This window comes from Chitinophaga filiformis, from assembly GCF_021646545.1.
GTDB lineage: Bacteria > Bacteroidota > Bacteroidia > Chitinophagales > Chitinophagaceae > Chitinophaga > Chitinophaga filiformis_A.
The window spans coordinates 161,709-173,761 of sequence record NZ_JAKIRP010000010.1 but is presented as its reverse complement, the minus strand read 5'-3'; the positions used below and the strand labels follow the sequence as shown (position 1 = coordinate 173,761).

8 protein-coding genes are annotated in these 12,053 nt (G+C 47.9%); 5 read left to right on the top strand and 3 right to left on the bottom strand.

What is annotated here, in order from left to right; translation table 11 throughout:
- Positions 1-575: 575 nt before the first annotated feature.
- Positions 576-1,382 carry a TerC family protein gene (locus L3C95_RS22375; RefSeq protein ID WP_236390897.1) on the bottom strand — a complete coding sequence of 269 codons (807 nt, stop codon included), beginning with the start codon at positions 1,380-1,382 and terminating at the stop codon, positions 576-578.
- A 248-nt stretch (positions 1,383-1,630) separates the two neighbouring features.
- Between L3C95_RS22375 and L3C95_RS22370 the strand changes: the two genes are divergently transcribed.
- From L3C95_RS22370 to L3C95_RS22355, 4 genes are all read left to right on the top strand, one after another.
- Positions 1,631-2,329 (top strand): HAD family hydrolase, encoded by a 699-nt coding sequence (locus L3C95_RS22370; protein WP_236390896.1) that lies wholly within the window; start codon positions 1,631-1,633, stop codon positions 2,327-2,329.
- Between the two features lie 143 nt (positions 2,330-2,472).
- Positions 2,473-4,515 (top strand): beta-L-arabinofuranosidase domain-containing protein, encoded by a 2,043-nt coding sequence (locus tag L3C95_RS22365; RefSeq protein WP_236390894.1) that lies wholly within the window; start codon positions 2,473-2,475, stop codon positions 4,513-4,515.
- A 12-nt stretch (positions 4,516-4,527) separates the two neighbouring features.
- On the top strand, positions 4,528-6,864 hold the full coding sequence (locus L3C95_RS22360) for a family 78 glycoside hydrolase catalytic domain (RefSeq protein ID WP_236390893.1): 2,337 nt from the start codon (positions 4,528-4,530) through the stop codon (positions 6,862-6,864).
- A gap of 782 nt (positions 6,865-7,646) precedes the next feature.
- Positions 7,647-8,354, top strand: coding sequence for a hypothetical protein (locus tag L3C95_RS22355; protein ID WP_236390892.1), 708 nt, complete (start codon positions 7,647-7,649; stop codon positions 8,352-8,354).
- A 223-nt stretch (positions 8,355-8,577) separates the two neighbouring features.
- On the opposite strand, the gene L3C95_RS22350 is transcribed toward L3C95_RS22355, so the two are convergent.
- Positions 8,578-9,483: a hypothetical protein gene (locus L3C95_RS22350; RefSeq protein WP_236390891.1), complete on the bottom strand. Its 906-nt coding sequence runs from the start codon at positions 9,481-9,483 to the stop codon at positions 8,578-8,580.
- 125 nt (positions 9,484-9,608) lie between these two features.
- Entirely contained in the window at positions 9,609-9,731 is a 123-nt protein-coding gene (locus L3C95_RS34985) for a hypothetical protein (RefSeq protein ID WP_262915908.1), read from the bottom strand.
- Between the two features lie 86 nt (positions 9,732-9,817).
- Between L3C95_RS34985 and L3C95_RS22345 the strand changes: the two genes are divergently transcribed.
- Complete coding sequence (locus tag L3C95_RS22345) at positions 9,818-12,049, top strand: GH92 family glycosyl hydrolase (RefSeq protein WP_236390890.1); 2,232 nt, start codon at positions 9,818-9,820, stop codon at positions 12,047-12,049.
- The last annotated feature ends 4 nt before the right edge of the window (positions 12,050-12,053 follow it).

Here is a 12,053-nt window from a genome sequence, read left to right as displayed (position 1 = left end):
GCGGTCTGCTTATTAAGAGTTTTGCTGATAGATAAACGCTAAGTAGCGCCGGGTTTCAGCATGGGATGTCGGTCGGCGCCTCTCTGAATGACGATTGGGCGTTGTCAGGCGAATGGGATGTTGAATGCGGATTGGACAGCACCTGTAGTGTCACCGGAGAGCCGAAGGCCCGACATTCCCATCTGAAACCGGGTGCTACTTCGCTCTCCCTATGGCTGGTTATACGGTCTCCTTGTTAAGGCCCTGATGAGCCTTGAGGTAGATAAACGCTAAGTAGCGCCGGGTTTCAGCATGGGATGTCGGGAACCGGGTGCTACTTTCGCTCTCCCTATACTGTTTATACAGTTTCCTTATTATGAGCCTGGCTGAAGAGCTTTTGTGTGGTTGTAATGACGACGGCAAGTAGCTGCGGCCGGTTACTATCGGGCGCAAAGATGGGTAATACGGCTCAGATCTTCCCCGAAGGGAGAAAGCCTAGCATTCAATCATTTAGAGCAAGGGTCAAGGAGTAGGGAAATAAAAAAGCTGCCTTCCCGGGTGGAAGACAGCTCTTTATAATTTTTATGATGTTACGATTACACCTGCTGTTCTTTTTCCAGTCTTGGCTGGTGTAACTGTACGGGCTTGCTTGCCTTGGATTTCATTTTCAGGTTCAGCATTTCTATGAAAACAGAGAATGCCATTGCGAAATAGATATATCCTTTCGGGATATGCTGTTCGAAGCTTTCTGCGATCAGGGATACACCGATGAGCAGCAGGAAGGAGAGTGCCAGCATTTTCACCGTAGGGTGCTTATTTACGAAGTTACTGATGCCTTCGGATGCTATCACCATGACGCCTACGGCGATGATCACGGCAACGATCATGATCTGGATGTGGTCGGCCATACCCACTGCGGTGATGACGGAGTCCAGGGAAAAGACGATGTCAAGCAGTAAGATCTGGATGATGGTCTGCGTGAAGCTAACGGGCTTTGGATTCGCTTCCTCGAGTCCGCCGCCTTCCAACTTTTCATGTATCTCGGCAGTACTTTTGTAGATCAGGAAGAGGCCACCGATGAGCAGGATGAGATCCCTTCCGGAGATAGCAGTGGCTTCCAGCCATTTTTCATTTTCTATGCCTATCCAGTCTCCTACGTTGAACAGCGTACTGGTCAATGACATGATCCAGCTGATGGACAAGAGCAACAATATGCGGACGAACATAGCAAGGCTCAAACCGAGACGACGGGCCTTCTTTTGCTTCTCTGCAGGCAGTTTTCCCGCCATGATGGAGATGAAGACGATATTATCAATTCCAAGTACTATTTCAAGTACGCTTAAGGTCAAAAGGCTGATCAATGAGTCTACTGTAAACAAGCCTTCGGCGGAAAAAAGATCCATATTTAATGTGCATTATAGGTTTGATGCCGCAATCTTACAATTTTTTAAGCTGATCAGGAAGTTTATTGACAACTTACTATTGGTGTCCTGATAAAAAATATGTGCATTGATGAGATTGTTGCTTCTACATGGCAATTGAGGGTATCACAAAATCTGCGCCACTGCTGCGGTGAAGTTTAATGGTTAAAAAAGGAGGAAAAGCGCCTTTAATTGGATACTTTTGTTACAGTATAACCCTTGAAGAGTATATGGATATAAAAGTTATTGCCTTTGACGCGGACGATACATTATGGATAAACGAACCCTATTTCCGCGAAACTGAGGACGAGTTTTGCCAACTGATGGAAAGTTACTTACCGCAGCATACTGCAGCGCGTGAACTATTGCAGGTGGAAATCAGGAATCTTGCACTATATGGTTACGGTATTAAAGGATTTATGCTGTCGATGATCGAAACGGCTTTGACAGTATCCAACAAAACCATTGATATCAGTGCTGTTGAAAAGATCATCGAGTTGGGTAAAGCGCTGCTGGCCAGGCCGGTAGAAGTGCTGGATGGCGTGCCTGATGTGTTGTCGGCTCTGAAAGATAATTATCGCCTGGTGGTAGCTACTAAAGGCGACCTGCTGGACCAGGAGCGTAAATTGCGTAATTCCGGTATTCTGCATTTCTTTCACCATGTGGAAGTGATGTCAGACAAACAGGAGGCAGATTACCGTAAATTATTGAAGCATCTTGATATTACCCCTGACCAGTTCCTGATGATCGGGAATTCATTGAAATCTGATGTATTGCCGGTATTGGCTATTGGCGGTCATGCTGTTCACATTCCTTATCATGTTACATGGGAACATGAACATGTAGATGTACATATTGATAATCCCAACTTCAAACAGGTAGAACATATTTCTGATGTACTGCCCCTGTTATATGCAACGTTACCGTAGCAGCAACAGTTGTTTTTTCGAGTTGTCTATCCCATACTGTCCCAGTACCAGCGGGACTTTTAATGCTTAAATATTAAGCAGGATTTACTATTTTGTAGCCTCACGTTAGAATTCCATATTATTCACTACTCAAGTCAAACTAAATGAAAATTAAATGGATGGTGTGTTGTGCACTTCCAGTGGTTTTCATGTTACCACTGGGGGCACAAGCCGGCATTAAACAGGTCTCACCCGGCGCCTACACTCCTCCCGCCTATGAAGCGTTGCCATTGGGTTCCGTTAAACCCACGGGATGGCTGAAACGCCAGTTACAGATCATGCGTGACGGTGCAACCGGTCACCTCGATGAAACGTATGCCAAAGTAAAGAACGACAATGGCTGGCTGGGCGGCCGTGGCGATGGCTGGGAGGAAACCCCTTATTGGCTGGACGGTGCATTACCGCTGGCTTATTTACTGGATGACAAGATCCTGAAAGAAAAAGTACTCCGCTATGTTAACTGGACCATTGAACATCAGCGTCCAAGCGGTTATTTTGGTCCGCTGACGAGAATGGAACTGGACAGTAATGTCACCATTGATCCACAACATGCGACCTATGGTGAAGACTGGTGGCCTAAGATGGTCATGCTGAAGGTATTGCAACAGTACTATTCCGCTACCGGAGACGAGAAGGTTATTAAGCTGATGTCAAGGTATTTCCGCTATCAAACGGAAGCCTTAAAAGTAGCTCCTATAGGTAAATGGACAGAATGGGCCGCCTCCCGCGGCGCCGAGAATGTGATGATGGCACAATGGCTATATGGCATCACCAAAGAAGACTATCTGCTGGAACTGGCCAGTCTGATAGAGCAGCAGGCATTTCCCTGGACCACCTGGTTTGGTAACAGGGACTGGGTGATCAGCACCACTACTTATCGCAACAATTATCAGTGGATGAACCGGCACGCCGTGAATGTGGCTATGGGACTGAAAGCACCGGCTGTCAACTATCAGCGTACGGGCAACAAACAATACCTGCAAAATCTGCACACCGGCTGGAAAGATTTAATGACCATTCACGGATTACCGATGGGGATCTTTTCAGGAGACGAGGACCTGAATGGTAATGATCCCACCCAGGGTGTGGAGCTATGTGCCATAGTAGAAGCAATGTATTCACTGGAGCAGATCAGTGCTATTACCGGAGATGTAGCCTATATGGATGCGCTGGAGAAGATGGCATTTAATGCTTTGCCCACGCAAACGACAGACGACTACAATGCCAGACAATATTTCCAGGTAGCGAACCAGTTGCAGATCAGCAAAGGCGTATTTAACTTTTCGCTGCCTTTTGATCGTGAAATGTGTAACGTATTAGGCCCCCGCGCCGGTTATACCTGTTGCCTGGCCAATATGCATCAGGGCTGGACGAAATTCGCTACGCATCTGTGGTATCAGTCGCCCGATAATGGTCTGGCTGCACTGGCTTATGGTCCGAACACAGTGACTGCCAAGGTGGGGAAGAAGCAGCAGGAAGTGACCATCAGAGAGATCACCGACTATCCCTTCAATGAAACGATCAGGTTTGAAATTGCGTTAAAGAAGGAAACAACATTCCCTTTACAACTACGCATTCCCCAATGGTGCGAAGCCGCCGTCATCCTGTTAAATGGCCAGCCTTACAGTCAGGAGAAAGGAGGGCAGGTCATTACGATTAAACGTGAGTGGAAAAATAAGGATGTCCTGACGTTGCAACTGCCGATGAAGATCGCTACAGGTACCTGGGGACGAAACTCCAGCGCTGTGGAAAGAGGTCCATTGGTATATGCCCTGAAGATACAGGAGCGATGGGAGAAAGCTATTGATACTGTCGAGGGAGAGTACTTCAGCGTATATCCCGAAAGTAACTGGAACTATGGTCTGCGCCGTGTAGATGTACGGCATCCTGCAGATAGTATGAAGGTAAGTATGCAGCGGCCTGTAGATGACAGCTTTGTATGGAACCTGCAGCATGTTCCTATAGAGATCACTGCGCCTGCTAAAAAGATACCGTCCTGGAAAGTATTGAACGGTGTAGCGTATCAGCCGCCTACTGATCGTGAAGGTATTTATAAGGGGAAAGTGGATACTGTTGTGCAACGTATCACCCTTGTGCCTTATGGTTTCACTAAAGTCAGAGTTGTAGCATTTCCTGTTGTACCATAAAAATAACACACATTGAGAATTATCATTTCCGCCATTCTTATCTTTTTTACCTGTAGCGCGTATGCCCAGCGTCCTGACTGGAAAGGAAGCTGGATCACCAATACGGAAGATACTACCGCTACCAGGGCGCCTTATTTCAGAAAGACATTCAAACTGCAAAAGAAAGTAGCCAGCGCCACCGCTTACGTGGTTGGTGTGGGGTATCACATTGTGTATGTAAACGGTAAACCCGTTACTGATGCTGTGCTTGAACAGGCATATACACGTTATGACAAACGTCTTTTGTATAAAGTGTATGACGTAACTGCTTTGTTGTCTAAAAGTAATGTTGCTACACAAAGCATAGCTGCGGAGCTGGGTAATGGCTGGTACAATATCCAGTCGCACGCTGTATGGGGCTTTCAGAACGCTCCCTGGAGAAAGACGCCGCGCCTGTTATTAGACCTCGTTGTCAAATACACCGATGGCAGCAGCGAAACCATTGCTACTGACGATAGCTGGAAATGTGCTACCGGCCCTAGTCAATTCAACTGTCTGTATACAGGTGAGATATATGATGCCCGCGAGGAAGTGCCTGGATGGAATCAACCATCCTTCAATGATGCGGCATGGGCGCATGCATTGAAAACATCTGCTCCCGGAGGTACATTGCATGAGCAGGTGATGCCGTCTATCAAAGTCATCCGTCATATCAAGCCGGTGTCTGTAAAGAAGCTGGGCAACGGCCGGTATCTTTTTGACATGGGGCAGAACTTTGCCGGTGTCGCTACGCTGCGGGTGAAAGGAAAAGCAGGTACGAAGGTAACGATGTATTACGGCGAAGTACTGAAAGATGGTGAGCTGGATATGAAACACAATACAGAACATATGCGCAGTATGCCTGGTGAATTGCGTTTTCAGACAGATGTATATTATCTGAAAGGAAGCGGCAATGAGACTTTCACACCCCGCTTTGTATATCATGGTTTTCAGTATGTACAGGTAGAAACTGACAATGCGCTTGCGCTGGATATTCATTCGCTCGAGGGACTATTTTACAGCACTGCTTTTGAAGAAGCGGGGCATTTCACCAGTTCAGACACCATGGTGAATAAACTGTATGATGCGGCGCGACAGTCATATCGCAGTAACTTTCTGAGCATCCCTACTGACTGTCCGCAGCGTGAGAAGAACGGCTGGACAGCAGATGCGCATATCTCCACAGAAGTAGGGCTCTGGAATTATAAAGCGGCAGCGGGGTATCGCAAATGGCTGGATGATGTGAGTGATGCACAATTGCCTAGCGGCGCCATGCCTGGTATCGCACCATCCAATGGCTGGGGATATGACAGGCCGGGTGAAGAAGAGCATACTTTCGGGCCTGCCTGGGGAAGTGCACTGGGGTTTGTGACGTGGTATATGTACCTGTATCATGGTGATACTGCGCTGGTACAAAAACACTATCCTGCCATTAAAAAATATACAGACGTTGTAGCGAAAGAGGCGGAGGGTTATTTGTTTAAATATGGTCTGGATGACTGGATGTCGTTGGTGCAAACACCGAAGACCTTTACTTCCACGGCTTACTTTTACACTGATGCTATTCTTGTGGCTAAAATGGCGCGGGTGTTAGGTAATAAGGCTGATGAAGTTTTTTATGCCAAACTCGCTGATAGTATCCGTATGGCGTTTAACCGTACCTTCTTTGATCCTGTTGCGGGCCGTTATAAAGACAGTACCATGACTGCATTGAGTGCGGCTGTGTTCCATGAACTTGCGTCTCCTGATGCGGCGACTACTGCTGCTGCGCAATTGGCATCTAAAGTAGTGCGGAGTAATTATCATGCGGATTTTGGGGTGATGGGGACGAAGTATGTGTTGCCTGTATTGAGTGAGCATGGTTATGGGGATATTGCTTTCCGGATGTTAACAGATACTGGTTATGCCGGCTGGGGCCATTGGATTGCGCAGGGTGCTACTACCTTGTTTGAAGACTGGCCCGGGGAGTTGTCGCATAATCATATCTTCTTTGGGGATTATTGTGCGTGGTTTTATAAAACTTTGGCAGGGATCCGGCCGGATGAGGATGCGCCTGGGTTTAAGCATTTCTTTTTACAGCCGGTTTTTGTGAAGGGGCTGAATTTTGTGAAAGCGGATTATGAAAGTAGGTATGGTGTGATTAAATCGGAATGGCGACGTAGTGGCAGCGGGATTCGCTTTTCTTTTGAGGTACCGGCAGGGGCAACGGCGACTGTGCGGTTGCCGGCGGGGGCGTTGGTTTCGCCGAAGGTGCGGGTGAAGAGTGGGGCGCAAGTGGATGAAGTGTTGGTGCGAGGTGGGAAGTATGCTTTTGAGTTGCAAGCGAAGTAAATGAAATAGTTTTTTGTAAGGCCTGGCGATGTATGTTGCCAGGCCTTTTTTGCGCTCAATGTGGGCTGCGTACGGCCTCAAAAAGTGACTGTATGGCGGCCGGTTATCATTGTGGGCGCGGATTTGGGCTGACAGTGATTCTAGTGTTGGCCTTCTGGCTCACGGAGCAGGCTGGGATCACTGGCTGAGTTCTTTGAAGTCTCTTGCTATTTGGCCTTGGGATGCGGATTGACGATTGGATGTCTATTTAACCCCTGGTGGGGCGCGTCAGCATACTTCAAATAACTTAGGCCAGTGATTCCCACCTGCCCGCTCGCTGCGTACGGCCTCAAAAAGTGATTGTATGGCGGCTGGTTATCATTGTGGGCGCGGATTTGAGCTGACAGTGATTCCAGTGTTGGCCTTCTGGCTCACGGAGCAGGCTGGGATCACTGGCTGAGTTCTTTGAAGTCTCTTGCTATTTGGCCTTGGAATGTGGGTTGACGATTGGATGTCTATTTAACCCCTGGTGGGGCGCGTCAGCATACTTCAAATAACTTAGGCCAGCGATTCCCACCTGCCCGCTCGCTGCGTACGGCCTCAAAAAGTGATTGTATGGCGGCCGATTCTTTATGATCATGTGATTTAAAGGGGAAGCGGGAGAGTGGTGGCAAAAGCGGCAAAAATGGCATAATTGGCATAAACGGCAATGAGGTACGCTTTAAACATGCCGTTACTATGCCGTTAACCCAACGTACCAATGGCGGGGTGTATATTCGTATAAATCTTTTAAACTGATCTATATGGCAAAGATTGTTGGCTCCGTACCTCCCTTTATTGGTACCAGAGATAATGTGACAATATATCTTATGAATGGAGAATATATTGCCCGCACTAAAAGTTCGCTTACAGGAAAACGTGTTAAGAAAGATCCCATATTTGCCAGAACCATGGAATGGGCTGGCCGCTTAAAACAAGCGGCTCGTATTGCTTCATTTGTCTATAAACAAATGCCGGTTGATGAACGTGTTTATAAACAGTATCGGGAAATTACCGGAAAGGCCATGACCCTGCTGAAAGAGGGTTTTGATACAGAAGATGTGATCACTATGCTTGAAGCTGTTTATTTGCCTCGACAAGTGGAGATTGCAGGAGATATCATGGCTGGAACTAAACCAGCAGCTGAACAGGAAGAAGAATTGCCACTGTTGAGAGAAGGAACTGGTGTAGAAGATGTGATCACTATGCCTGAAGCTGTTTATTTGCCTCGACAGGTAGAGATTGCAGAAGATATCATAGCCGATATTAAATCAGTAATTAAATGGGAAAAGCTCGCATCATGTGAACAAAAGTATGCCATATGTTATGGACGTCCGACTATAATTTGGGCGCCGTACGCAGCGAGCGGGCAGGTGGGAATCGCTGGCCTAAGTTGTTTGAAGTATGCTGATACGACCCGCGAGGGGTTTAATAGTCCCCCAACCGCTAATCCGCCCTCCAAAGCTCCATAGTAAGAAACTTCAAAGAACTCAGCCAGTGATCCCAGCCTGCACCGTGAGCCAGAAGGCCAACACTAGAATTACTGTCAGCCCAAAACAAAACAGCTTTGAAAGTTCAGCGGCCAGTAAACAAGCTTACGAGCCAGCTAGAAACTGTCAGCATGCGTGAAATACCTCATCAAGTATGCGAAAGAAGCAGCCCCGAAATCAAAGAAAGCATCCATAACACATCAACTTAAAACTTATGCGGATAAAAATTCACGGCCGGATTTTTCCCTTCGCTGATTGTTATATACCCGGAATTATCAACACTAAAAGTTACCCCTTCCCCCTGCTTCTCCGGTACATAAGGCAGCACGACAGCAGCTCTCGCCATCGCCGCCTCCACACTCTCCCCGGCGTTACGATGCCAGTAAAAGATCTGCTCTTTGTTCTTAATCACAATATGCCTCCCATCCTGCGAAATGTCCCCGGCAGTAATCCACGTATAAGGCACCGTTCCTACTTTCTGAAATACCGCTTTATCTCCATCCTTAAAATCCAAAGGGGCCTTATAAATCCCCACAGCCTTCTCCCGCTTGCTGACAATATAAAATTGCCGACCGATAGGATCCACCATCAGCGTCTCCGCGTCCCGCGGACCGTCGGCAAAGGCGACATGTAATACCTCAGGTTTGACATTCTCCTGCTTCCCCGGCACATGTACCGGCGCAGGAAAGCGTAAGATACGCGTACGCAGATCTACCTGGACATTGTTGCCAATATCGCCGACATATACATATTGTTTGTGCGGAATCGGACCGGAGCCTTCTGCAATATCTTCCCAGTCACGGTTGAACACACCTTCGAGATGTATGGTACTCACCAGCTGGCCTTTGTTATCCAGCAGGTATACTTCGGGTTTATTACCACTGTCATTGTGCGTCCAGAAATCGCCTGGAAGCGCTTTGCTGGCTGCAATGCCTGACGCCTCGGCAATGGCGGGTGATTGTACAATGCCGAGCACCACTGGTTGAACAGACTCCGTCGTCTGTTTGGCTTTTTTCTTCTTCTTATGTTTCTTTTTCTGTGCCGGTGCTGCAATAGCGACAGAAAGCATGATCAGCAGCAGGCTGTTAAAGCGAAAACTCCGTTTACTCATGATACGATACTACGAAATAATGAGCATATAAACATGCCATACCTGCCCCGTCCGTAACGCTGCTTTTGTCAACCCCGCAGTACTCTTCACTTGCAGTTTGTACAGGCGGCCGACACGGTGATTTTCTACTGTGTGCAGGCTGAGAAAGAGTTGTCGGCAATTTCCTGGTTGGTGTGTTCATCAATGATCAGCTGTAGTACTTCTTTTTCGCTGCGGGTTAAGGTAGTTGTTTCCTTCTCTGTTTTCATATTGCGGAATAGAAAAAAGAGGCGCTGGTTTTGGAGTCTCTTTTTTCATTTGTACATTGTCCGTCCTGATCATTCAAAAAGAATCTATGAAAAGTTACAGGCACTTGATAAGTACAGCTATTCTGTTGTTAGGATCGGTCACTGCGGTGATGGCTCAACAGCCATCGAAGGCCAGCAATGTATCGTATGTAGATCCCACTATTGGGAGTGTAGGGCTCATATTGGAACCTACCCGTCCGGTTATGCACCTGCCCAATAGCATGGTAAGAGTATTTCCCGGGCGTAAGGACCAGCTGGATGATAAGATCAGCTACTTTCCTTTAACGATCGCTTCACACCGTCAGGAAAGCCTCTTTGGCTTACTGCCTCTCTCCGGTGAGATCAATGATGATAACTGGCGGCAGTCACGGGTATCTGACAGAGAGGAAGCTACGCCGTATAAATACGATGTTTACCTGGATGATACTGATAATGTGCAGTTTTCTCCTGCAGCCCGCAGTGGTTACTTCAGTGTCCGTTTTGCCGGCAATATACCGCATCAGCTGCGGTTCAGCATTCTTAACAAGGGGGGCGAGCTGGCCGTTGTTGGTAAGCGCGTTATAGTTGGTGAGGAGAATTTCAGTGGTATGAAGGCTTACTTTTATGCCGAGCTGAATACAGATATTACAGGTGTAACATATCAGGGTGAGAAAAAACACATGTTTGTAGCTACGGGTAATAAAGCCGGGCAGGTGGATGTGCGTTATGGCATCTCCTTCATCAGCACAGAACAGGCAAAGGCAAACCTGCAGAAAGAGATCCCTGAATGGGGCATTGCTGCTGTTACCAATAAGGCATTCCAGGCCTGGGACAAGGTGCTGGGGCAGATCAATGTAAAAGGTGGTACGCCTGCCCAGAAGAGAGTATTCTACACTTCCCTGTACCGCGCATATGAGCGGATGGTGAACATTAATGAATACGGTAAGTATTACAGCGCTTACGATCACCAGGTACATACTTCCGACAAACCTTTTTATGTGGATAACTGGTTGTGGGATACTTATATTGCCCTGGAGCCATTACAAACCCTGCTGAATCCCACTATGGAGGCAGATAAGATCCGCTCGTATGTGACCATGTATGAGCAGAGCGGATGGATGCCTTCCTTCTCTATAGTATGGGGCGATAATCCCTGTATGACGGGCAACCACGCTGCTGCCTGGATGGCGGACGCCTGGTTCAAAGGCATCAGGGACTTTGATGTAAAGAAAGCTTATGAAGGACTGAAAAAGAATTCCTTGCAGGCTACACTACTACCCTGGAGGAATGGTCCTGCCACTTCCCTGGATTCGTTTTACAATGAACATGGATATATGCCGGCGCTGAAACCAGGAGAGAAGGAGACCGTGAAAGAAGTGCATGGCTTTGAACGCCGTCAGGCGGTAGCGGTAACACTGGAAAACAGTTATGACGACTGGTGTATTGCGCAGCTGGCGAAAGCCGCGGGCCAGCCGGGTGATACTGCCCTGTTCCTGAAACGGGCAGCCAACTATAAAAATGTGTACCGTGCGGACCACGGTTTCATGTGGCCCAAAGATGCGGATGGTAACTGGATAGAGCCCTTCGATCCTAAATTTTCCGGCGGTCAGGGTGGACGTGATTACTTCACTGAAAATAACGCCTACACGTATAACTGGGACGTGAAACATGACCTGCATGGCCTGTTTCAACTGATGGGAGGTCGCGCAAAGGCAGAGGAGAAACTGGACAATCTGTTCCGGGAGGGTCTGGGTCGCAGCAAATACCAGTTATGGTACACCTTCCCGGATGCTACCGGCCTGGTAGGACAGTTTGTGATGGGAAATGAGCCAAGCTTCCATATCCCTTACCTGTACAACTATATGGGCGCCCCCTGGAAGACGCAGAAGCGTATCCGCATGCTGCTGGATACCTGGTATACTGATAACCTGTTCGGTATTCCGGGTGACGAAGATGGTGGTGGTATGACGGCTTTCGTGGTATTTTCCATGATGGGTTTTTGTCCGGTGACACCCGGTGTACCGGTATACAATATCGGCAGTCCTGTATTTGAAGAAGTGACCATCAAACTGTCCAATGACAAGGTATTCACCGTGTCTGCGCCTGGCAGTTCTGCAAAGAATAAGTACATCCAGCAGGCATCATTGAACGGTCAGCCGTTGAATACGCCCTGGTTCACACACGAGGCCCTGCTGAAAGGAGGAGTACTGAAACTAGTGATGGGAGAAGCGCCAAATAAGCAATGGGGTAGCGGGGAACAGGCCGCGCCGCCTTCATCTTTGCAATATAAGCCGGAGTAGCTTT